A 21,348-nucleotide genomic window follows, 5' to 3' on the forward strand; every position below is an offset into this window, starting at 1 on the left:
TGGCTCGCGACCATGTCATCGTTTGCGCGCTATACGGGGGATCACTGCTGAATCCCGCTGGGGATTCGTCTCTCCGGGATCTGGATGTCCTCGACAGTTTTCAGGCCCGCGGCCCTGGCGATCGCCCCGACCCTGGCGGCGATCCTGGCCGCGTCGGCGGGGGTCATGCTGCTGGCTTCGGGGGCGACGCCGTCCGAGCCGACCCGCTTCCTGCTGCTGCTGGCCTTCGCGCCGGACCTGCTGATCGAGATCAGCCACTTCTTCTCCTCCATCCTGGGCCTGGTCCTGCTGCTGCTGGCGTTCGGCCTGCGCGCGCGGTTGGGGGCGGCCTGGTGGGCGGTGCTGATCGTGCTGGCCGCCTCGGCGGTGCTGGCCATCTTCAAGGGCCTGAACTGGGAGGAGACGGCGATGCTGGCCGTCTGTTTCCTGGCCATCCTGCCGTTCCACGACGCCTTCCCGCGCAAGGCGGCCCTGACCCGCATGGAGATCACGCCCGGCTGGCTGCTGTCGGCCGCCGCGGCGGTCATCGGGGCCAGCCTGCTGGGCTGGTGGTCGTTCAACCACACCGAATTCGCCGACAAGTCCTGGATCCGCGTCCTGCAGGACCATGACGAGGCCGCCCGCGCCATCCGCTCGTCGGTGGCCGCCGCCATCGTGCTGCTGGCCGTCGGCATCTGGCGGCTGATCGCCACCGCCGCCACGCCCGGCGTGGTCGACGACACCGATCCCGAGTTCGACCGGGTTCGCGCCATCCTGGCCAAGGCCCAGGACGCCGAGCCGGCCGCCAACCTGGCCTTGCTGGGCGACAAGCGTTTCCTGTTCTCGGCCTCGGGCGAGAGCTTCCTGATGTTCGGCGTGCGTGGCCGGTCGTGGGTCGCCCTGGGCGCGCCGGTCGGCAAGGACGAGGAGCGCATGGAGCTGTTCTGGCGCTTCCGTGAGCTGGCCGACGCCCACGCCGCGCGCGCGGGCTTCTATGGCCTGGGTCCTGAGGACCTGCCCGACACCGTCGACCTGGGTCTCGCCATCCAGAAGACCGGCGAGAGCGCCGCCGTGCCGCTGGAAGCCTTCAGCCTGGTCGGCCGCCGTCGCGAGGTCCTGCGTCGCAACTGGCGCAAGGCCGGGGAGGGCGGGGCGGCCTTCGAGATCCTGCCGGTCGGCGAGCCGGTCATGGCGATCATGGACGAGCTGAAGTCGATCTCCGACGCCTGGCTCAGCCATCACGCCGGCGGCGAGAAGAGCTTCTCGATGGGCGGTTTCGACCCGCGCTACGTGGCCGAGTTCCCGGTGGCGGTGGTGCGCGGCGAGGAGGGCAAGATCGTCGCCTTCGCCACCCTGTGGCTGACGGCCTGCAAGACCTCGTTCTCGATGGACCTGATGCGCTACTCCGACGAGGCGCCCAAGAACGTCATGGACTACCTGTTCGTCGAACTGCTGCAGTGGGGCAAGGATGAGGGCTACCAGGCGTTCGAGTTCGGCATGGCTCCGCTGGCCGGCCTGGACGATCGCCCCCTGGCGCCGATCATGTCGCGCGTCGGCCGGCTGCTCTATGAGCGCGGCGAGGAGATCTACAATTTCCAGGGCGTGCGTCGCTACAAGGACAAGTACGACCCCGTCTGGCAGCCGCGCTACATTGCCGCGCCCCACAAGTGGGCCATCCCTTTCCTGCTTGCCGACATCGGTTTGCTGTCTTCGGGCGGCATGTCGGGGCTGACGAAACGGCCCAAGAAGGTCCCTGCGACTCCTGCGACCTAGTAGCGCTGCTGGTTGCCGGTCTGGACGCCTAGCAGGTTGAACAGATGCACCAGCATCAGCATCAGGGCGACCACGCAGACCATCATCAAAGGACGCCACGGGATCATGCGCGGGCCCTTTAAAACGTTGATCGGACGCGCGCCGCGCCAGCCGCAGAACACGGTCAGGATCAGGAACGCTGCCGCGGCGATGATCGTTAGGGTCAAGTCCATGGCCGCTTCTAGGCCTGCGACAATCGGCCTGGCAAATGGTTAACGTGCGTTAACCCTCTTGCGTTTTAACCACGCTACAGAACCTTGGGACTCCGTTCCGATTCCTCCACAATGAATCGTCTGGCCACTACATCTGGCGTTTTGGTCGCGTTTACACCCCAGGAATCGGTGACTAGCGTTTTCCTCAGATGCGAGGAGATCGATTCGCAATGACTGCGGCGTCGCCATGGAGCGTAAAGGGGATCGACCCCAAGGCACGAGAGGTCGCTAAAGACCTCGCGCGTCGCTCCGGCATGACTCTGGGCGAGTGGCTCAATCGCATGATCATCGAAGGCGATGGTCAGGGTCCGGATCTTAATTCCGGTTCTGAAAACACGCCGAACCGCGCCTATCTGGAAATCGTCAAGGACGACGCGCCCTCGCGCATCGAGATCGCCGAACACCCGGCGGACGAGGTCGGCCGCGTGGCCGTGGCCCTGGACCGCCTGACCCAGCGCATCGAGGCCGCCGAAGGCCGCAACGCCGCCGCCATTTCCGGCATCGACCACTCGGTCCGCGACGCGCTCACGCGTTTGGGACAATCCGAGCGTGAACAGATCGCCGTCGCCGCCCGTTTCGAAGGTGCTGTGGACGAGCTTAAGACCGAGCAGAGCCGCGCGACCGAGCGCGTGCGTCGCATCGAGACCGAGGCGGCTGGCCCGCGTTCGGCCGAAGCTCTGCGCGCCCTGGAAGGCGCTCTGGGGAAGGTCGCCGGCCATCTCTATGACGGCGAGGCCCGCACCCGCGAGGCGATCGCCGCCCTGGAAGCCCGCATCAACGAACAATCCGCGGCTTCGGCCGCCGCTGCTCCTCAAGACCCGTCCGCTCTGGTCGACGCCGTCGTGGCGCGCCTGTCCGAACGTCTTGAAGCCGCCGAGACCCGCACCAGCGAGGCCCTGCGCGAAATGAGCTCGTCGTTCTCGGCCCTGGACCAGCGCATGGGCGCGGTCGAAGGCGCCAATCCGGCCGCCGGCGTGCAGGAGCGCCTGGACAGCCTGGCCGCCACCCTGACCCAGAAGATGGAAGCCGCTCGCATCGAGATGGCCGCCAAGCTGCGCGACAGCGCCGACGGTCGTTTCGACCGCATGGAGCGCAAGCTGGGCGAGATGGCCGCGCACGTGCAGGCCGCCGAGCAGCGCTCGGCCCAGGCTATCGAGCGCATGGGCCGTGAAGTGGTCGGCGTCGCCGACGCCTTCAACCGCCGCGTCCAGGCCGCCGAGCAGCGCAACGCCACCGCCATCGAGCAGGTCGGCGGCGAGGTGGCGCGCATCGCCGCCACCGTCGAGCACAAGCTGAACCGCAACGACAGCGTCCAGGCTCAAGCCCTGGAAAAGCTGGGCAGCGAGATCGCCCGCATCACCGAGAAGCTGGCCGAGCGCATCGGCAGCGCCGAGCGCCGCAACGCCCTGGCCATCGACGATGTCGGCGAACAGGTCGCCCGCGTCACCGAGCGCCTGAACCAGCGTCACGAACGCTCCAGCCAGGAACTGATCGACCGCATCCGCCAGAGCGAGGAGCGCACGCTCCGCATGCTGGAGGAAGCGCGCGAGAAGATCGACACCCGCCTGCACGACACGGCCCGCAAGCTGGAGGCCGCTCCGGCCCCCGCGCCCGTCGCCGCGGCGCCGACCCCGGCTCCCGCGCCGGCCCGCGCCGCGCCGCCGCCGGTCTCGCCGTTCGAAGAGAGCTACTTCAACCAGTCGGCCTCGTTCAGCGGTCACGAGGACGTCGAAGAAGAAGACGTCTTCGCCGCCGCGCCGGCTCCGTCGCGCGCCCCGGCGCCCTCGTATGCCGAAGACGTCGCCGAGTTCCCGGCTGTCGAGCCGGAAGACCGCGCCTTCGGTCACGACGACTACGCCCTGGCCGATGGCTTCGAGCCGGAAGCGCCGCGCTACGAGATCGAACCGGAAGTCTCCGACTTCGCCCCGGCCGAACCCGCTCGTCCGATGTCGACCCGCGACATCATCGAGCAGGCCCGCGCCGCCGCCCGCGCCGCCGCCGCTGCCGACGCCAAGGGCGCTGGCAAGGCCAAGCCGGAGAAGAAGGCGAAAGCCAAGGCCGACAAGTCGGGTTCGTCGCTGTTCAGCGGCTTCGGCTTCGCCGGCAAGAAGACCAAGAACCGCCTGGGCGCCACCGTGGCGACCGTTGCGGTGGCCATCGGCTCGGCGACCGCCCTGGGCGCCGGCGTCGGCGGCCTGCTGCTGCTGAACACCGACGGCGCCGGCGCGCTGCCGCCGCGCGTGGCCAACGCCATCGCCGGTCGCAACGCCGACGTCGAGATCAACGGCCCGGAAGCCGACACCACGCCGGGCGCCCCGCGCGCCGCCGTGGCCCTGACGGCCAGCCAGGCGACCCCGGTCGCCGCCGAAGCGCCGGCCCAGCCGACCGACGAGGCCAAGGCCCTGTTCGAGGACGGCGTCCGCAAGATCGAGACCGGCGACCGCACGGGCCTGGACGGCGTCAAGAAGGCCGCCAACGGCGGTTATCCGGCCGCTCAGTTCTACCTCTCGAAGATGTTCGAGGCCGGCAAGGGCATGAAGCAGGATATGCCGGAGGCCCGCCGCTGGAGCGAACGCGCCGCCGCCGGTGGCGACCCGCGCGCCATGCACAACCTGGCGCTCTACTACTTCAAGGGCGAGGGCGGTCCGCGCAACGTGACCACCGCCGCGACCTGGTTCCGCAAGGCCGCGGACCTGGGCCTCGTCGACAGCCAGTTCAACCTGGCCCAACTGTATGAAGGCGGTTACGGCGTCAGCCAAAACCCGGCCGAGGCCTACAAGTGGTACGTGATCGCCGGCCGCGCCGGTGACGCCACCGCCCGCAGCCGCGCCACGGCCCTGCGCGCTCAGCTGACCGCCGAAGCCCAGCAGACCGCCGACCGCTCGGCCCTGGCCTTCCGTCCGCAGACGCAAGTCACGGCCAGCCTGTCGCCCGCCGCCGCGCCGGCCGCCAACGCCAATCTGGGCATGGCCCAGCGGGTGCTGTCGCAACTGGGCTACTACCAAGGTCCCCGCGACGGCGTCGCTTCGCCGGCCCTGCGCATGGCCATCGCCGCCTATCAACGCGACCAGGGCCTGCCGGCCTCGGGCAGCGTCGATGGCGAGACCCTGAACAAGCTGTCGGTCTACGCGCGCTAAGCACAACGCGTTGACGCGCAAGGCGCGGCCCGGCAATCAGGGTAAACCCTGACGCCGCAAGGGCCGCGCGAGCTTTGCACTTTTACCTCCCCATCGCCGAAGTCTCGGTGAACGCGCTGCTGCTGGTAGTGCTGGGCGGGCTCGTGGGCTTCATCTCGGGCATGTTCGGCATCGGCGGCGGCTTCCTGATGACGCCGGTGCTGGTGTTCCTGGGGATTCCCCCGGTCGTGGCCGTGGCCAGCGAGTCCAACCATGTCGCCGCCTCGTCGGTCTCCAGCGTCATCGCCTACAGCAAGAAGCGTGTTGTCGACTTCAAGATGGGAGCCGTCCTGGCCAGTGGCGGGGCGATCGGCTCGTTCGCCGGGGTCGAGGTGTTCCGCTGGCTGCGGCTGATCGGCCAGGCGGATCTGGCCGTCTCGGTCTCGTACCTGCTGTTCCTGGGCGTAATCGGCGCGCTGATGCTGACCGAGTCGGTGGGCGCGATCCTGCGCCGTCGCAGCGGCCAGCCGCCCAAGCCGCGCCGCGATCGCCGGCCGGCCCTGCTGTACGCCTTGCCGTTCAAGGTCCGCTTCCCGCGCTCGCGCCTGTACATCAGTGTCATCCCGCCGATCCTGCTGGGGGTCTTTGTCGGCATCCTGTCGGCGGTGATGGGCGTGGGCGGCGGCTTCATCCTGGTGCCGGCCATGATCTACCTGCTGCGCATGCCTGCGCCGGTGGTGGTGGGCACCAGCCTGTTCCAGATCGTCATCACCACCTCGCTGACCAGCGTGCTGCAGGCCGGCCGCAACCAGACGGTCGACATCGTCCTGGCGACTCTGCTGCTGATCGGCGGGGTGATCGGCGCCCAGCTGGGTGCGCGGGCCTCGGGTCGTTTCCGGGCCGAGGAACTGCGGGCGCTGCTGGCGCTGCTGGTGCTGCTGGTCGGCCTACGCATGGGCGCGGACCTGTTCATCAAGCCCGAGGAGGCCTTCGTCATCATGACGGGGACGGCGCGATGATCCCGCTGGTAGAAGCGCCCCCGGCCCCCGCGGTTTCGGCCGCCCTGACCGACACCGAGATCCGGGTCAGCTCCGGTTTCCGGGGCGCGCGGATTGTGCTCTACGGCGCCGTCTTCGATCCCAAGGACCGGCCCAGCGACATCGTCGTCATTGTGCGCGGCCCCGACCAGCCGCTACGCATCGCCCGCAAGACCCAGGTCGCCGGCCTGTGGCTGAACAGCCGCCCGGTGGTGTTCCACGGCGCGCCCGGGTTCTACCGCGTGGCCTCGACCCGCAAGCTGCAGGACATCGCCGGCTTCGCGCCGCTGCGCCACCTGGGCGCGGGCCTGGAGCACCTGGCCATCGCCGCGCCGCTGGAGCAGCGGGTCGAGACCACCTACGGCGTCCGCGACGTCGTAGTCAGCCGACTCGGCGCCGACTATCTGGACTGGCGACGCGCCGTGCTGCGCCTGAAGGAGAAGGCCGGCCTCTATGCCGCCGATCCGCAAGGGGTCCGTTTTGTGGACAAGGGCCTGTTCCGCGCCCAGCTGGATCTGCCCGCCGAGGCTCCGATCGGCCGGTACAGCGCCCGGATCGTCCTGTTCCAGGACGGTAAACCCGTCTCGATCCGCGACCGCACCCTGGTGGTCGAGAAGGCGGGGGCCGAACGCGCCCTGTACGTCTTCGCCAAAGATCGTCCGTGGACCTATGGGCTCGTGTCGGTAATAGTCGCGCTCGGGGCAGGGTGGGCCGCTTCGGTGGCCTTCCGAAGGAGTTGAGTCATGAACGAGTCCGCGGGGGTGCGGACGCCGGTGCCGCCGGCGGTATGGGTCTTTGGTCTATCGACCCTTATTCCCTTTTTCATCGCGTCGATGCTGTTCTGCTACGGCCCCGCGCCCATCCAGAAGTCGGCCCTGCTGGGCCTGCTGGCCTATTCGGCCGCCATGGTCTCGTACTTTGGCGGCGTGCGCAGCGGGCTCGAGATCGAGAACGTCAGCCCGCGCTGGTCGGTGCTGGGCATCTCGCTGCTGTTTCCCCTGGCGGGATTCGGCCTGCTGCTGGGCGAGTTGAAGTTCGAGCCGGCCTGGCAGCTGTCGGGCTTCCTGCTGGTCTTCCTGCTGCAATGGGTCTGGGACGTCACCGACCACGACGGCCCCACCTGGCGCCCGCGCATGCGCACCCTGCTGACCGCCGGCGCGGCCATCTCGCTGGCGTTCTCGCTGGAGCAGGCGCTGCATATGTAGCGCCGCTCGCGGCCTAATCCGGCCGCAGCGACTTCATCCCGACCGCGTGGACGCGGCTAGGCCCCAGCGCGCCCGCTAGCAGCGGGCCGGCGAACAGGTTCGAGAACGCCTCGTCCAGGATGTTCAGCCCGCCCGTGAACGCGCCGAACGCCGGCAGCACCAGGCGCTGACCATCGGTGACGAAGCAGCGGCGGCGGGTGGTGGCGCGGCCGCTGGCGACCTTGGCCGCTGGATGCAGGTGGCCGGCGACCTCGCCCAGCTGGACGCCGGGCAGGGGCTCGTGGCGTAGCGTCAGGCCCGCGATCTGCGCCTCATCGATGATCTCGCCCGGCAGCGCCTTGGGGCCATCGGCGTCGTGGTTGCCGACCGCCCAGACCAGCTCGCGGCCCACCGCAAGACCCTCCAGGCGCCTGTAATCGTCGGCCGCCAGGCGGGCCTCGCCGTCGCCGTCGTGGAAGCTGTCGCCGAGGAAGATCAGCCGCGCGGGCGAGAGCAGAGCGATCTCACGGTCCAGGCGGTCCAGGGTCTCGCGGGTGTCGTAGGGCGGCAGCATCTGGCCGAAGCGCGCAGCGTAGCTGCTGCCTTTCTCGAAATGCAGGTCGGCCACGACCAGGGCGCGCTCGCGCTCCAGCCACAGGCCGCCCGACCAGCGCAGCATGACCTCGACGTTCGAGAGGCCGATCCGCAGGCCGCCGCAGGTGGAAGGGGAGAAACGCGTCACGACATGGCCTCGGCGATCAGGTCTTCCTCGGCCTCGGCCAGGATCATTTCGCCGGCGGCGTCGCCCGGCGCGCGCTCGCGGCCGATCTCCAGCATGATCGGCACGGCGAAGGGCGAGACGCGGTCCAGCTGGACGTGGCGGATATGGCCGCGCACGCGGGCCAGCATGTCGCCCAGGCGGGCGATGTCCAGCATGCCGGTGGCCGCATCATGGCGGGCGCAGCGCAGCATCAGGTGATCGGGTTGATGTTTGCGTAGCACGTCGTAGATCAGGTCGGTCGAGAAGGTCACCTGTCGTCCGGACTTCTCGGCGCCGGGGTGGCGGCGTTCGATCAGCCCGGCGATCAGGGCGCAATGTTTGAAGGCCCGCTTCATCATGAAGCTCTCGTCGAGCCAGGCCTCCAGGTCGTCGCCTAGCATGTCCTGGGCGAACAGTTCGTCGAGATCCAGACTGTCCATCGGCCGCAGCGACCAGATGTTCAGCGCATAGTCGTTGCAGACGAAGCCCAGCGGCCCGACGCCCAGCCGGTCCAGCCGCCGGGTCAGCAGCATGGCCAGGGTGGTGTGGGCCAGGCGTCCGTCGAACGGATAGCAGACCATGTGGAAGCGTTTGCCGCGCTGGAAGGTCTCCAGCAGCATCTCGCCTTCATCGGGGATCGCCGAGCGGATCTTCTGCCAGGCCAGCCATTCCTGGACGTCTGGGGGCAGGGCCTTCCACTCGTTCTCGTCGTGCATCATCTGGCGCACGCGACTGGCCAGATAGGTGGAAAGCGGGAACTTCGAGCCGCCCCAGCTGGGCATCTTCGGGTCGTCGTTCGGCGCGGGCGAGACGAAGGCGTCGGCCCCGACCAGGCTGTTATAGCGCCAGACCTGGCCAGCGAAGATGAAGGTGTCGCCCGGCGTCAGCTGCTCGAAATAGCCTTCTTCCGCCTCGCCGATCTTGCGCCCGCCCATGGGGCGTTTGCCGCCGCCGATGCGGATATTGATCATGCCCGGCGTGACGATGACCCCGACGTTCATCCGGTGCTGCTGCCGCGCATGGCCGTCGCGGGCGGTCCACAGGCCGTCCTGGGTCTGCACGATGCGGCGGAACTTGTCGTAGGTGCGCAGGGCGTAGCCGCCGGTCGAGACGAAATCGACGACGGTCTCGAAGTCTTCCCAGGAGAGCTCGGCATAGGGCCCGGCCGAGCGGATCTCGTCATACAGCTCGGTCAGCTTGAAGGGTTCCGAGCACGCGCAGCCCATGATGTGCTGGGCCAGCACGTCCAGGGCGCCGACGCGGGGCGGATCGCCGTCCAGGTGGTTCTCCAGGATGGCGTCGGCGGCGGCGCGGCACTCCAGCATCTCGAAGCGGCTGGCGGGCACGAACAGGGCGCGGCTGGGCTCGTCCAGGCGGTGGTTGGCGCGACCGATCCGCTGGACCATCCGCGAGGCCCCCTTGGGCGCGGCCAGCTGGATGACGAGGTCGACGTCGCCCCAGTCGATGCCCATGTCCAGGGTCGAGGTGCAGACGACCGCGCGAAGTTCGCCACGCGCCATGGCCGCCTCGACCTTGCGGCGCTGCTCGGCCGACAGGCTGCCGTGATGCAGGGCGATCGGCAGGTCGTCCTCGTTCAGCTCCCACAGGCGCTGAAACGCGAACTCCGCCTGGAAGCGGGTGTTGACGAAGATCAGCGCCGTCTGGGACGACTTGATGATCTCATAGACCTCGGCCATGGCGTGCTCGGCCGTGTGGCCGGCCCAGGGGACGCGACCGCCCGAGACCAGCACCTCGACCACGGGCTGAGCGCCGCCGGAGCCGAGAACGAGATCGACCGCCTCGCCAGCGCCCAGCCATTTCCGGACCAGGTCCGGGTCGTCGACCGTCGCCGACAGTCCGACGCGCCGAAGGTTCGGTGCGAACTGCTGCAGCCGCGCCAGATCCAGCGCCAGCAGGTCGCCGCGCTTGGACGGCCAGATCGCATGGGCCTCGTCGATGATCACGCAGCGCAGGTCGGCGAAGTATTCGCGCGCGCCTTCCCAGGCGCAGAACAGGGCCAGCTGCTCGGGCGTGGTCAGCAGGATGTCCGGCGGCTTGATCCGCTGGCGGGCCTTGCGGCTCTCGCCGGTATCGCCGGTGCGGCTCTCGGCCACGATCGGCAGGCCCATCTCGCGGATGGGGGTCAGGAGGTTGCGCTCGACATCGACCGCCAAGGCCTTCAGCGGCGAGATGTAGAGGGTGTGGATCCCGGCCGGCGTGTTGCGTGGCGCGCGTTCTGACAGCTCGATCAGGCTGGGCAGGAAACCCGCCAGGGTCTTGCCGCCGCCGGTGGGGGCGATCAACAGCGCCCCGCGCCCGGCTCGCGCCTTCTCCAGCATGGCCAGCTGATGCGCGCGAGGGCTCCAGCCGCGGGCGGCGAACCAGTCTCGGAACTTGGGGGGAAGGGCGTCAGCCGCGAGCATTGATCGCGATATAGCATGTTCCCCTTCTGTTTCGTCCAGCGATTACGGCTCCAGGCCGTAGGTCACCATGACGCGGGCCGTGCGCGTGATCGGCTGGGGCGCGTAGTTCAGCGGCGAGGCCAGCGAAACGGCGGGAACTGGCAGAGGGGGCGGCGGAGGAGGGGGCGGCGGCGCGCCGTCTCTGGAATAACCCATGACCACCGGGCCGGCCTGGTTGTCCTGCACGCGAATGATCGGACCCAGCTTCACCCCGGAGGCGGTCGCGATCAGCTGGGCCTGGCGCTTGGCGTCGGCGATCGCGTCGCGCATGGCCGCGTCGCCCAGCGCGCTCTCGTCGGTCACGCCGCCGCCCGAGGCGTTGACGTCCACGCCGCCCAGCTGCGCCACCAGCGAGGCCGCATCGCCCGCCTTCGCAGCCGGGGTGACGCGAAGCTGGAAGCCTTGGGTGGCGATGCTGCCGACGATCGTGCAGTCGCCGCTGGTCAGTTGGGGATAGCCCCGGTTCTCGCAGCCCTTGGCGCGGACCTCGCGGATTTGCAGGTTGAAGCTGCGGGTCTCGGTCGCCGGCTTGCCGGGCAGTTTCGGCAGGCTGGCCTCCAGCCGGGCCTGGGCCGCGGCCAGGGCCTTGACCGCCTCGGGCGAGGTCGCGCCTTCGCCGCGCAGGGTGAAGTTCAGGAAGGCGTAGTCGGCCAGGCGCTCGGCCTTGCCGCTGCCGATGACGTTGATCGTGGGCGCCGGCGCTTCGGCGGCGATCGCCGGCATGGCGATGGCGAGCAGGCTGACGGCGAGGAGGGCGTGGCGCACGGATCGGGGCTCCATTGGAGGTTGCGCGGCGAGTATTCGGTGAGGTCGAAAGGCTTGGCAATCGGGCGCCGCGATATTCGTCGCCGCCTGACGGGCGAGTCCGGTTGCGCGGGCGACGTGTTTCCGCTGTCTGGCTTGACGCCTCGCTCGTCAGTGCGACGATCCGGGGACGGTGGGGTGCGATGCGTAAGAGACTATTGCCCGCGATGTTGGCTCTGGCGCTGTCGGCTTCCGGCGGCGCGGCCCGCGCGTGGGCGGATGTCGGGACGCCAGAAGCCAAGGCGACCTTCGAGGCTGCGTTGCGCGACGCGCAGGGCGGCGACGCCAGCCGCTTCGTCGATCTGGCCATGTTCTACCTGGACGGCGAGGGCGTCAGTCGCGACGTGCCCCAGGCCCTGGCCTGGCTGCGCAAGGGCGTGGCGCGGGGCGACACCGACGCCATGGTCGAGCTGGGCAATGTCTATTTCGACGGGGCGGATGGCGTGCCGAAGGACCGGAAAGCGGCCTTCAAGCTCTACAGCGAAGCCGCGCGCCGGGGCGATCCGAACGGCATGTACAATGTCGGGGTCAGCCACGAGGGCGGCGGTGGGCTGCCGGAGAACCCGCGCTTGGCGATGATCTGGTACCTCAAGGCCGCCGACGCCGGCTCGGCGCGCGGGGCCTACAGCGCCGGCGAGGCCTATCTGGCGGGCTACGGGACGCGCAAGGACAACGCCAAGGGCGTGGCCATGCTGCGCCGCGCGATCGAGATGGGCTCGGCCGACGCCATGAACGAGATGGGCCGGCTGCACTCGGACGGAACGGGTGTGAAGCAGGACCACGCCGAGGCGGTGCGCTTCTACGCCGCCGCCGCCAGCAACGACCTGGCCGCCGGCATGTCGAACCTGGGCGTCGTGCATCACAATGGCGAGGGCGTGCCGGTCAACTACACCGAGGCCATGCGCTGGTTCCAGCGGGCGGCCGACCGGGGCTACCTCGAGGCCTGGTACGACCTGGGCATCATGTGCGAGCGCGGCCAGGGCATCGCGGCCAATGAGGAACTGGCCCTGGTGATGTACCGCAAGGCCGCCCAGAGCGATGAGCCGGAGCTGCGCCGCAAGGCGCAGAAGGCGGTCAACCGGCTGCTGGGCCTGGACGACGAGGAAGACGACGGCGCGATCGGCTAGATACGTCGTTGTTCTTATTCTGTTTCGCGCCGGTTTTTGCTAACAGACTCGCGTGACCGCTTTCCCGCCGACTCTGGACCTGGCTCCCGCCCTGGTCGTCCTGCCCGGGCCGCGCGCCGGCATGGCCGATGGCGGCGGTGAAGGCCGGATGCTGCGTCCGCCGGACGCTCGCGACCTGTTCGAGCACGGCCCGGTGCTGGTGGCCCACGCGGCGATGACCGCCCGCCGCCTGAACCTGTCGCCGCCCTCGCGCCACGCCCGCCTGTTCGACGTGCTGGAGCTCTATACCTTCGTGCGGCCGGCGACCTTCTGCGCGCCGTCGGCCGTGGGCCTGGCCATGGCGCTGGGCCTGCGCGAACCGCACGGCGCGGCCGGACAGGCCCAGAGCTTGCGCGAGAGCGCCGACGCCCTGCTGCGCGAGCTGGCCCTGACGCCGGTGCCGTCGCGCGAGGAAGCCCTGGCCGTGGCCGAGACCCTGGCCAAGGCCGGCTGGTCCTGGGGACCCGCCGTGATCGGGGCGCTGCGCTCGGTGCAGGCCGGCAACCACTTCCGAGGCTCGGGCCTGGACGTCTGGGCGCGCCTCTTGGAATGGGAAGACCAGGCGCCGCCCGGCGAGGCCGGTTCGCGGCCGATCGATCCCGAACGCGTCGAACTGCGCCTGAACGAGCTGCTGCAACGCTCGGGCCTGGAGGAGGTGCGCGAGGCCCAGGCGACCTTCGCCAGGGAGGCGTCCTACGCCTTCCAGCCGCGCGAGCGCGAGGGCGAGCCGCGCATGATGCTGGCCGAGGCCGGCACCGGTGTCGGCAAGACCCTGGGCTATCTGGCCCCGGCCTCGCTGTGGGCCGAGGCCAATGGCCCGTCGGTCTGGGTCAGCACCTATACCCGCGCCCTGCAGCGCCAGATCGAGCGCGAGAGCCGGTCGATCTATCCCGACCCCAAGGAGCGGGCCAAGAAGGCCGTCGTTCGCAAGGGGCGTGAGAACTATCTGTGCCTGCTGAACTTCCAGGAACAGATCAACAGCGCCCAACTGGGCAATGGCGATCTGATCGGCCTGGCTTTGACCGCCCGCTGGACCCGCGCCACGCGAGACGGCGATATGACCGGCGGCGACTTCCCGGCCTGGCTGCCGACGCTGTCGGCCGTTCCGCCCTCGGCCCAGGCCAGTCCGTCGAATCTGGTCGACCGACGCGGGGAGTGCATCCACGCCGGCTGCCAGCACTATCGCATCTGCTACATCGAAAAGGCCGTACGGGCGTCCAAGCGCGCCGACCTGGTGATCGCCAACCACGCCCTTGTCCTGACCCAGGCCGCTTTCGACGGCGCCCGGACGGCGCGGGGGCTGAAGAGCGACGGCGAGACGACCAGTCTCAAGCGCATCGTCTTCGACGAGGGCCACCACCTGTTCGAAGCCGCCGACAGCGCCTTCTCGGCGGCGCTCTCGGGGGCGGAGGCCGCTGAGCTGCGCCGTTGGATCCGAGGTCCCGAAGGCCGTGGCCGACGGGGCCGGGGGCTGGAGGCGCGTCTGCTCGACATCCTGGGCGACCGCGAAGGCGCGCGCGGGGCGATGAACCAGGTCATCCAGGCCGCCGCCGCCTTGCCGGGCGAGGGCTGGTCGGGCCGGGTCGCGCCGCCGGACGGCCAGATCAATCCGATCGGGCCGATCGAGAACTTCCTGGTCGCGGTCATCGAGCAGCTGCGCGCCCGCACCAGCGACCGGGGCGGGGCCGACCTTGGCCTGCAATGCGACGCCCGTCCGGCCACCGACCTTGTCCGCGAGCGCGCGCCGGAGGCCGCCAAGGCCCTGGCCGCTATCGAGGCCCCATTGCTGGCCCTGGCCCGCGCGCTGGAAGACGTGCTGGACGAGGACGCCGAGCACCTGGGCGCCTCCGAACGCGCCCGGATCGAAGGCGCGCTGCGGGGGCTGGACCGCCGGGCTCGCATGACCTTGCCGGCCTGGCGCTCGATCCTGAAAGCCATCGAGGACGACGACGTCGAGCCGACCGAGAGCGATCCCGACTTCGTCGACTGGTTCGAGGCCACCTTCCTGTACGGCCGGGTCGTCGACGCCGCCTGCCGCCGCCATTGGGTGGACCCGACCGAGCCGCTGCGCGCGGCGGTGCTGTCGCCCGCCCACGGCGTGCTGGTGACCAGCGCCACCCTGGTCGATCCCGCGCTGGAAGATCCCTTCGCCCTGGCCGAGATGCGCACGGGCGCCGCGCGCCTGCCGTCCGCGCCCAAGGTGCTGCGCCTGGTTTCGCCGTTCGACTACGAGAACCACGCCAAGGCCTACGTCGTCACCGACGTGAACAAGGAAGACCCGCGCCAGGTCTCGGCGGCCATGCGCGAGCTGTTCCTCGCTGCGGGCGGTGGTGGTTTGGGCCTGTTCACCGCCATCCGCCGCCTGAAGGCGGTGCACGAGCGTATCGCCGCGCCGCTGGCCGACAACGGCCTGGCGCTCTACGCCCAGCACGTCGATCCGCTGGAGGTGGGGGCGCTGGTCGATATCTTCCGGGCCGAGGAGGACGCGTGCCTGCTGGGCACCGACGCCATCCGCGACGGCGTCGATGTGCCGGGGCGCAGCTTGCGCTTGCTGGTCTTCGACCGTGTGCCCTGGCCGCGTCCGGACGTGCTGCACAAGGCTCGCCGCCTGCGCTTCGGTGGCAAGGGTTATGACGACGCCGTAGCCCGCGCCCGCATCAGCCAGGCCTTCGGCCGCCTGATCCGCCGCGCCGACGACCGGGGCGTGTTCGTCATGCTGGACGCCGCCGCGCCGACGCGGCTGTTCTCCAGCCTGCCCGAGGGCGTAACCCTGGAACGGGTAAGCCTGGTCGAAGCGATCGAGGCCACCGCCGCATTTTTGTCGAAGGAACGGTCTTAAGAACAGCCCAGCTTGTCTCGGGGTTTTTCGGATTGATCCGTTTTCTAAGTTTGATCGTGGTCGGAGCGTTTCTGACGGCCAGCGCCGCGCGCGCCGACGAGTTCGTGCGCGGCGACTGCCGGGGCGTCGTCGCGCCTAGCGCCGCCCTGAAGTACGACACCGCCGAGCACGCCCGCTGGTACAAGCGCTTCTGGACCGGCGACTGCGATCACCTGACCCTGTGCCTGCCCGGCGCGCCCAACTGGAACGAGGTGGTCGGCAAGCTGCTGATCAAGGGCGGTCCCAAGGAACAGTCAGCCCTGCTGCCGAAAGCCTGTCGCCTGGGCCAGCTGATCGGGCTGGAGTGGTCGCGCGACAAGACGGTCAAGCACATCACCACCGCCGATCTGAAGGTGTTCAACACCATGCTGGAGGCGTCGGGCGACGCCCTGCGCGGTGTCGACCAGGTCGACGCCAAGGCTCGCGCGCTGACAAATACACGCTGACTCAAAGCCGTCGAATTTCTGCAATGGGGACGTCCTAAAAGGGCGTCAGAGGGGGAGGCAGTAAGTCCAGGAGCGTAGCCATGATGACCCGAGACCCCGCGATCGATGAAGCCGCAACGCCCGCGCGTGCGCGTTCCGCCCGCGCTCTGGTCCAGGCGGTGCGCTGGCGCACCGGGCTGTCGCAGACCGACTTCGCCCGTGTCTTCCATATCGACCGGGCCTTGCTGGAAGACCTGGAGCACGGCGACGCCCGTCCCGACGCGGCCCTGACCGCCTATCTGCGGGTCATCGACCACGCCCCCGAGGTCGTGCGCGAAGCGCTGGATCGCTAAGTCCAGGCGTCCAGTCGCCGTTCGCCGTCGTAGCTGTTCCTGACACAGGAGCGCGCGCATGCGACGATGGATCTTGGCGACGACGATCGTGTGGAGCTTGGGCGGGCCGGCCCAGGCCTTCGACCTGACGCCCAAGGCGCAGGCCGCCCTGGACCGCGGCGAGGCTCATGCGGAGGTGACGCCCGACCCGGACGGCGTCTCCGGCCGCGTCCGGGCGGTGATCGACATCGCCGCGCCGCCCGAGAAGGTCTGGGCAATGATGACCGATTGCGCGACGGCTGGCCGGATGATCACCAACCTGGCCAGCTGCCGCATCGTCTCTGGCGATCAACGCAAGGGCTGGGACGTGCGCGAGCATGTCATCCGACGGACCCTCATCTTCCCGGGCATGCGGATCGTGTTCCGCTCGGACTACGAGCCGGTCAGCCGGATCCGCTTTCATCTGGTGGAAGGCGACCTGAAGGTCGAGCAGGGCGAGTGGCGCCTGCAGCCGCTGAACGGCGGGCGCGGCACGCGGGTGTTCTACGACAATCGCCTGGCCGTCGACTGGCCCGTCCCCAAGGCGATGATGCGCGAGGCCCTGCGAAAGGACACGCCGAAGGTCCTGATGAACCTCCGGCGCGCCTGCGAGTAGCGGGCCTTAGGCCTGGGCGTCCACGTATTTGATCAGCGTCGCCATGTTGGCGATGAAGGCCCCCGTGGAGATGCCGATCGCCGGATGCGGGTCCGGGAACGGCGAGGTGTCGTACTTGTCGCCGACCTTGGTCTCGGAGAAGTCGCCCGGCGTCGGGGTGGCGGGACCGTCGCCGATATAGGGCTGGCTGGTCGAGGTCAGGGGCGTGGGCCACCAGCCCTCGGCGTTCAGCTCGGCCGTCAGCTTGGCGACCTTGGCCGGATCGGCCTGGACGCCCTTGGTCGCCGAGCTGGACAGGTCGCCGCCGACGGTCAGGTCGTCGACCGAGAGATCCTTGACCATGAAGTACTTGGGCAGGGCGCGGGTGCCCTTCAGCGGCGAGTGCTTGCTGGCCTCTTCCGGACCCATGGCTTTCAGCTTCTCGTAGCGCGCGCGCATGCCTTTGACGTCGACATTGCGGAACGACGAGTAGTGGGTGACCGTCTTCTCGGGGTTCTCGTCGGTGTAGTAGCGGCCGTTGACGACGTTCGAGCCGGTGCGGTGCACGTACAGCGGCCGGCCGTTGCCGATCTGGATGAAGGTCGGATAGCGGGCCTTGCCGGGCATGACGTTGTCGGGCAGGCGCACGCTGTCCAGCCAATCCAGGGCTTCCGGCACGCGGGCGATGTACTTCGGGTCGCCGGTCAGCTGGAAGAAGGTCATCAGCTGCGAGATGCAGCTGGCGCTGGCGTGGGTGGCGAAGGCCTTGGGCTCGTAGGTGCGGGCGCCGGCCGGCTTCAGGTCGGCGACGGTGTGCTGCAGGCCCCAGCCCGGCTGCGGCGCGGGCTGCTGGCAGGCGACATAGCAGTCCATGGCGCGGCGGATCGGGTCCAGGACGGTCTTATCGCCCAGGGCCTGGTAGACCATGATCAGGAACTCGATGTTCTCGCCGACCACGTCGTCATTGAAGGTGATGAAGCTGGTGTAGTCCGGGTTGCCGTGGTGGTGGAACTCGTCCTTCAGCGGATAACGCTGCGGCCAGCCGCCAACCGGATACTGGCTGTCGAGGACGAACTTCAGGGCCTTCTCGAAGGCGGCCTTGTACTTGGCGTCCTTCTTCTCGACGTACATGCGCAGCATGAACTTGCAGCACTCGGCGGTGCCTTCGTCGTCGAAGGTGCAGTTGCCGTAGTAGTGCTGGAATTCCTCGAGGCGCCAGCCGTTCTTGCCGATGGTGTCGTACCACTTCTTCAGCGAGGCCTCGCCGGCCATGTCGCCGATGTAGTTCCAGCCGCCGGCCGGGTTCTGGATGGCGATCAGGGCGTCGGCGGCCTTGCAGGCGGCGTCGTAGTAATACTCGTCGCCGGTCGCGTGATAGGCGTCCAGGAACAGGTGGCCGACCGTGCCGGTGCCGGGGGGCTGCACCCAGATCATCGTCGGGAAGGCTTCCATCTCGCCCCAGCGGCGCGAGAAGTCGGGCAGGTAGCTCCAGACGTAGCCGCCCTTGTAGGCGGCCTTCTCGACCATGAACGTGGAAGCCTTCTTCATCACGTCCAGCGCCTGGGCCTTGCTGGTCTGGGCCAGGGCCTTGAACGGCAGACCGGCAGCCGCGAACGCGGCGGCGGTGGTGGCCATCAGGCGGCGACGGGAGATGGGGCTGAGCGGCATGCGGTAACTCCGGCTGGCGCGGAGCCGTCATCGTACCGGAAGGGGCTGGCCAAGGGATGGGCCTTAAAAGCGTTCCTCCCGGGCCGATAAGGGCCCCGTCGTCTTGTAGCGACGATCTGGGCGCAGCTTGCTACCGGTGTCATTGATTTGACCACCCATTTTTGCGACCGGTCCCATCCGTGGCCTATAAGTGCGGCGGCTCGTCGCAGGGAAATCTTGGTTTCTGGCCGAGCCCATTGATCGCAAACGATTTCTAGCTTGACCGCCTCCTCAAAATGGGGCCTGCGACAGGGCGACGCGTTGCCTGCCGATCCGCGTTCGGCGAAAAGGCGTCATCAGTTTTGAGGCGACGCCGCCGCGCTTGAGTTTCAGCGCCGCCGACGCCGTCCTGTTGGGGAACAGGACAACGCCCCCGGACCTTCCAGGTCCGGGGGCGTTTTCATTGGTCGCTATGCTTGCGATTTAACATTCTGTGACAATCGGGCGCACGCCAAACCTTGGTTAATGAACCGTGTGCGTCCAGCGGTCGCATGGTGGTGTCATTCATGTCCTGTAAACGTTTGCAGCATGGGGAACCGAAACGATCACCTGTCCGAAGCCGAGCGTCTCGAGCGTCAAGCCGAGATCGCCGACAACGCCCACGCCCGGGCGGCGCTGCTGCGCATGGCCCAGGCCTCGCGCGGGGCGGCGGCCCTCTTGGGCATGTTCGAGGACTCGTATGACGACGTCCCGTTCAGGACCCTGAACAGCTAGGACTCGAGGCAGACGGCCACGCAGCGCTTGGCCAGTTCTTCCGTCGCATCCAGGAACGGCACCGACAGGTCCGCTGCGCTCAGCACCAGCGGCACCTCCGTGCAGCCCGCCACGACGCTTTGCGCGCCCTTGCCGACCAGGCGGTGGGCCAGGGCGGCCATGGTCTCGCGCGAGCCCGCGCCGACATCGCCCTGCTTGATGCGATAGAGCAGGGCCATGAACTCGACCTGCTCATGGTCGTCCAGCATCACCACCTCCAGCCCCATGTGCGAGAAGCGATCGCGATAGAGGCTTAAGGCCAGGCTGGTGCCCAGCACGCCGACGATGCTGGCGCCCTTGGCCTGGGCGGCTTGGCCGGCGGTCTCCAGCATATCGACCAGCGGCAGGCCGCTGGCGCGAACCTCCTGCGCATAGGCGTGGGCGGTGTTGCAGGCGATGGCCAGCACCTGGGCCCCGCCGTCGCGCAGGCCGGCCGCCATGGCCGCCAGCACCGGGCCGGGATCGGATGTCGAGACATTGCGGTCCGGCACGTGCGGATTGATGTCGACCAGCACCCGCAGGTGATCCTGCTCGCGCTTGACCGGCGTGGCGGCCTGGAGCTTCGCCAGGAAGTCCAGGGTCGCCGCCGGACCCATGCCGCCCAGAACCCCGAGGATCTTGCTCATCAGAGGGCAGGCTCCAGGATGCTCTGATAGCCGAACAGGCCTTGGGCGCCGCCAGTGTGCAGGAACACGACCCGCTCCCCCTTGAACGCGCCCTTGCCGGCCTGGTCGATCAGGCCCTTCAGCGCCTTGCCCGAATAGACCGGGTCAAACAGCAGGCCCTCGGTGCGGGCGGCCAGGGCCAGGGCGTCGATCACGCCCTGGTCGACCAGGCCATAACCTTCGCCGACATAGTCGCAGTCGGCCACGACCATTTCGCGGGTCACGCGGCCCGCCGCGCCGATCTTCTCGGCGGTGGCGACGGCCAGGTTGAAGACGTTCTCTTCCTGCTTAGGCTTGGGGGCGCGGACGCCAAAGCCCAGGATCGGGATGTCGACCGACAGCGCCGCAAAGCCCGCGACCAGGCCCGCATGGGTGCCAGCGCTGCCGGTGGCGGTGACCAGGCGGTCGATCTTCAGGTCCATCTGGTCGGCCTGGACCACCAGCTCGCGGGCGCAGTCGACATAGCCCAGCGCGCCGACCGTGTTCGAGCCGCCGCCGGGGATGACATAGGGCTTGCCGCCTCGCTGGCGGACGCTTTCCGCCGTGCTCTCAAGCTCGGCGACCATGTCCGTGCCGCCGGGGACGTAGCGGATCGTCGCGCCCATCAGCTTGTCCAAGAGCACATTGCCGTTGCCCATGTAGTCGCTGGCCTTGGAGCCAGTGCGCTCTTCCAGGATCACCTCGGTCTTCAGGCCGAAGCGGGCGCCGGCGGCGATGGTCTGGCGCACGTGGTTGGACTGGACCGCGCCCTGGGTGACCAGGGTGTCGGCGCCTTGAGCCAGGGCTTCGCCCAACAGAAACTCCAGCTTGCGGGTCTTGTTGCCGCCGCCGGCCAAGCCCGTGCAGTCGTCGCGCTTGACCCAGAGATCGATGCCGAGCTCGGCGCCCAGGCGGGGCAGGGGCTCCAGCGGCGTCGGCAGGTGAGCGAAGCGGGCGCGAGGAAAGCGGGCGAGGTGCATGAGACGCGGTTCCTGAAGGGACTCGCCGCCTCTGTTAGCACGACGCGGGAAAAGCGCGAGCTAGCGCTTGCCGGCGGCCGCGGCCGCCGCCTTTTGCTCGCGGATCTGCTCGGCCTTGCGCTGGTACTGCGCCTGAACGGCCGCGACCAGTTCGGTGGGCGGCACGTCCTCGATCGGACCGTCATTCCGTCCGCCGGTATTGGCCTGCCATCGATACCAGCCACGCAGGGTGTCGCATTGGATCCTGGGGATGCGGCTGCCCAGCGGCTTGCGGTCCAGGCAGACCACGCGATCGGGATCTTTCTTCAACAGGTCGTTCAGGCCGTCGGTGATCTCCAGCCTGGACGGGACCTCCGCAGCTTTTTTGCCTTCGATCACCAGCGGAGAGACGAGGTTGCCGGGCGGTGGCGGGGCGGGGTCCTGGGTGGCCAGCAGGGCCGTGAAGACGAGAAGCAGCATGGCG

General features: G+C 69.0%; 19 protein-coding genes. 11 read left to right on the plus strand and 8 right to left on the minus strand.

Annotated elements, in window-relative coordinates; translation table 11 throughout:
• The first annotated feature begins 84 nt into the window (after nucleotides 1-84).
• Nucleotides 85-1,752 (plus strand): phosphatidylglycerol lysyltransferase domain-containing protein, encoded by a 1,668-nt coding sequence (locus AC07NF_RS20085; RefSeq protein WP_494630347.1) that lies wholly within the window; start codon nucleotides 85-87, stop codon nucleotides 1,750-1,752.
• On the opposite strand, the gene AC07NF_RS20090 is transcribed toward AC07NF_RS20085, so the two are convergent.
• Complete coding sequence (locus tag AC07NF_RS20090) at nucleotides 1,749-1,964, minus strand: hypothetical protein (RefSeq protein ID WP_494630349.1); 216 nt, start codon at nucleotides 1,962-1,964, stop codon at nucleotides 1,749-1,751. The two genes, AC07NF_RS20085 and AC07NF_RS20090, sit on opposite strands and share 4 nt — an antisense overlap.
• A gap of 209 nt (nucleotides 1,965-2,173) precedes the next feature.
• Here AC07NF_RS20090 and AC07NF_RS20095 point away from each other — a divergent pair, with 209 nt between their 5' ends.
• The 4 genes from AC07NF_RS20095 to AC07NF_RS20110 all read left to right on the plus strand — a co-directional run bounded on the left by AC07NF_RS20095 (nucleotide 2,174) and on the right by AC07NF_RS20110 (nucleotide 7,361).
• Nucleotides 2,174-5,140, plus strand: coding sequence for a peptidoglycan-binding protein (locus AC07NF_RS20095; protein ID WP_494630351.1), 2,967 nt, complete (start codon nucleotides 2,174-2,176; stop codon nucleotides 5,138-5,140).
• Nucleotides 5,141-5,214: 74 nt separating this feature from the next.
• On the plus strand, nucleotides 5,215-6,138 hold the full coding sequence (locus AC07NF_RS20100) for a sulfite exporter TauE/SafE family protein (RefSeq protein WP_494630356.1): 924 nt from the start codon (nucleotides 5,215-5,217) through the stop codon (nucleotides 6,136-6,138).
• On the plus strand, nucleotides 6,135-6,896 hold the full coding sequence (locus AC07NF_RS20105) for a TIGR02186 family protein (RefSeq protein WP_454759295.1): 762 nt from the start codon (nucleotides 6,135-6,137) through the stop codon (nucleotides 6,894-6,896). The genes AC07NF_RS20100 and AC07NF_RS20105 overlap by 4 nt, the downstream gene beginning before the upstream one ends.
• 3 nt (nucleotides 6,897-6,899) lie before the next feature.
• Nucleotides 6,900-7,361, plus strand: coding sequence for a DUF3429 domain-containing protein (locus tag AC07NF_RS20110; RefSeq protein WP_291870349.1), 462 nt, complete (start codon nucleotides 6,900-6,902; stop codon nucleotides 7,359-7,361).
• A gap of 13 nt (nucleotides 7,362-7,374) precedes the next feature.
• Here the strand turns inward: AC07NF_RS20110 and pdeM are convergent, their stop codons facing one another.
• From pdeM to AC07NF_RS20125, 3 genes are read right to left on the minus strand one after another with little or no spacing between them, the layout of a single operon-like run.
• Complete coding sequence (gene pdeM, locus AC07NF_RS20115) at nucleotides 7,375-8,082, minus strand: ligase-associated DNA damage response endonuclease PdeM (protein WP_494630362.1); 708 nt, start codon at nucleotides 8,080-8,082, stop codon at nucleotides 7,375-7,377.
• The gene (locus AC07NF_RS20120) at nucleotides 8,079-10,523 is read right to left on the minus strand and encodes a ligase-associated DNA damage response DEXH box helicase (RefSeq protein WP_494630365.1); all 2,445 of its coding nucleotides are present in this window, start codon (nucleotides 10,521-10,523) and stop codon (nucleotides 8,079-8,081) included. Before AC07NF_RS20120 ends, pdeM begins: the two co-directional genes overlap by 4 nt.
• Nucleotides 10,524-10,565: 42 nt before the next feature.
• The gene (locus AC07NF_RS20125; protein WP_494630368.1) at nucleotides 10,566-11,327 is read right to left on the minus strand and encodes an SIMPL domain-containing protein; all 762 of its coding nucleotides are present in this window, start codon (nucleotides 11,325-11,327) and stop codon (nucleotides 10,566-10,568) included.
• A gap of 206 nt (nucleotides 11,328-11,533) precedes the next feature.
• Here AC07NF_RS20125 and AC07NF_RS20130 point away from each other — a divergent pair, with 206 nt between their 5' ends.
• From AC07NF_RS20130 to AC07NF_RS20150, 5 genes are all read left to right on the plus strand, one after another.
• Nucleotides 11,534-12,493: an SEL1-like repeat protein gene (locus AC07NF_RS20130; protein WP_494630371.1), complete on the plus strand. Its 960-nt coding sequence runs from the start codon at nucleotides 11,534-11,536 to the stop codon at nucleotides 12,491-12,493.
• Nucleotides 12,494-12,545: 52 nt separating this feature from the next.
• Nucleotides 12,546-15,371: an ATP-dependent DNA helicase gene (locus AC07NF_RS20135; RefSeq protein ID WP_494630373.1), complete on the plus strand. Its 2,826-nt coding sequence runs from the start codon at nucleotides 12,546-12,548 to the stop codon at nucleotides 15,369-15,371.
• 56 nt (nucleotides 15,372-15,427) lie between these two features.
• Nucleotides 15,428-15,856: a hypothetical protein gene (locus AC07NF_RS20140; protein ID WP_494630375.1), complete on the plus strand. Its 429-nt coding sequence runs from the start codon at nucleotides 15,428-15,430 to the stop codon at nucleotides 15,854-15,856.
• An 80-nt stretch (nucleotides 15,857-15,936) separates the two neighbouring features.
• Nucleotides 15,937-16,188, plus strand: coding sequence for a helix-turn-helix domain-containing protein (locus AC07NF_RS20145; RefSeq protein ID WP_494630377.1), 252 nt, complete (start codon nucleotides 15,937-15,939; stop codon nucleotides 16,186-16,188).
• Nucleotides 16,189-16,246: 58 nt separating this feature from the next.
• Complete coding sequence (locus AC07NF_RS20150) at nucleotides 16,247-16,822, plus strand: SRPBCC family protein (protein WP_494630379.1); 576 nt, start codon at nucleotides 16,247-16,249, stop codon at nucleotides 16,820-16,822.
• A gap of 6 nt (nucleotides 16,823-16,828) precedes the next feature.
• On the opposite strand, the gene AC07NF_RS20155 is transcribed toward AC07NF_RS20150, so the two are convergent.
• Nucleotides 16,829-18,469, minus strand: coding sequence for a pectate lyase (locus AC07NF_RS20155; RefSeq protein WP_492817362.1), 1,641 nt, complete (start codon nucleotides 18,467-18,469; stop codon nucleotides 16,829-16,831).
• A 567-nt stretch (nucleotides 18,470-19,036) separates the two neighbouring features.
• Between AC07NF_RS20155 and AC07NF_RS20160 the strand changes: the two genes are divergently transcribed.
• Nucleotides 19,037-19,222, plus strand: coding sequence for a hypothetical protein (locus tag AC07NF_RS20160; protein ID WP_494630382.1), 186 nt, complete (start codon nucleotides 19,037-19,039; stop codon nucleotides 19,220-19,222).
• On the opposite strand, the gene cuyB is transcribed toward AC07NF_RS20160, so the two are convergent.
• The 3 genes from cuyB to AC07NF_RS20175 are packed head-to-tail and all read right to left on the minus strand — an operon-like array spanning nucleotide 19,219 to nucleotide 21,344.
• Nucleotides 19,219-19,887, minus strand: a complete 669-nt coding sequence (gene cuyB, locus AC07NF_RS20165; protein ID WP_494630384.1) for a cysteate racemase — start codon at nucleotides 19,885-19,887, stop codon at nucleotides 19,219-19,221. The genes AC07NF_RS20160 and cuyB overlap by 4 nt on opposite strands.
• Entirely contained in the window at nucleotides 19,887-20,885 is a 999-nt protein-coding gene (cuyA, locus tag AC07NF_RS20170) for a D-cysteate sulfo-lyase (RefSeq protein ID WP_494630385.1), read from the minus strand. Before cuyA ends, cuyB begins: the two co-directional genes overlap by 1 nt.
• Before the next feature lie 60 nt (nucleotides 20,886-20,945).
• Nucleotides 20,946-21,344, minus strand: a complete 399-nt coding sequence (locus AC07NF_RS20175; RefSeq protein ID WP_494630388.1) for a hypothetical protein — start codon at nucleotides 21,342-21,344, stop codon at nucleotides 20,946-20,948.
• Between the last annotated feature and the right edge of the window lie 4 nt (nucleotides 21,345-21,348).

It is taken from the genome of Caulobacter sp. GW821-FHT10A06, assembly GCF_059415805.1.

Bases quoted from the DNA above. Each gene is read 5' to 3' on its own strand.
- AC07NF_RS20110 (WP_291870349.1), top strand. From the start codon at position 6,900: ATGAACGAGTCCGCGGGGGTGCGGACGCCGGTGCCGCCGGCGGTATGG.
- AC07NF_RS20120 (WP_494630365.1), bottom strand. From the start codon at position 10,523: ATGCTCGCGGCTGACGCCCTTCCCCCCAAGTTCCGAGACTGGTTCGCC.
- AC07NF_RS20105 (WP_454759295.1), top strand. From the start codon at position 6,135: ATGATCCCGCTGGTAGAAGCGCCCCCGGCCCCCGCGGTTTCGGCCGCC.
- AC07NF_RS20145 (WP_494630377.1), top strand. From the start codon at position 15,937: ATGATGACCCGAGACCCCGCGATCGATGAAGCCGCAACGCCCGCGCGT.
- cuyB (WP_494630384.1), bottom strand. From the start codon at position 19,887: ATGAGCAAGATCCTCGGGGTTCTGGGCGGCATGGGTCCGGCGGCGACC.
- AC07NF_RS20130 (WP_494630371.1), top strand. From the start codon at position 11,534: ATGTTGGCTCTGGCGCTGTCGGCTTCCGGCGGCGCGGCCCGCGCGTGG.
- AC07NF_RS20175 (WP_494630388.1), bottom strand. From the start codon at position 21,344: ATGCTGCTTCTCGTCTTCACGGCCCTGCTGGCCACCCAGGACCCCGCC.
- cuyA (WP_494630385.1), bottom strand. From the start codon at position 20,885: ATGCACCTCGCCCGCTTTCCTCGCGCCCGCTTCGCTCACCTGCCGACG.
- AC07NF_RS20155 (WP_492817362.1), bottom strand. From the start codon at position 18,469: ATGCCGCTCAGCCCCATCTCCCGTCGCCGCCTGATGGCCACCACCGCC.
- AC07NF_RS20095 (WP_494630351.1), top strand. From the start codon at position 2,174: ATGACTGCGGCGTCGCCATGGAGCGTAAAGGGGATCGACCCCAAGGCA.
- AC07NF_RS20085 (WP_494630347.1), top strand. From the start codon at position 85: ATGTCCTCGACAGTTTTCAGGCCCGCGGCCCTGGCGATCGCCCCGACC.
- AC07NF_RS20090 (WP_494630349.1), bottom strand. From the start codon at position 1,964: ATGGACTTGACCCTAACGATCATCGCCGCGGCAGCGTTCCTGATCCTG.
- AC07NF_RS20160 (WP_494630382.1), top strand. From the start codon at position 19,037: ATGGGGAACCGAAACGATCACCTGTCCGAAGCCGAGCGTCTCGAGCGT.
- AC07NF_RS20150 (WP_494630379.1), top strand. From the start codon at position 16,247: ATGCGACGATGGATCTTGGCGACGACGATCGTGTGGAGCTTGGGCGGG.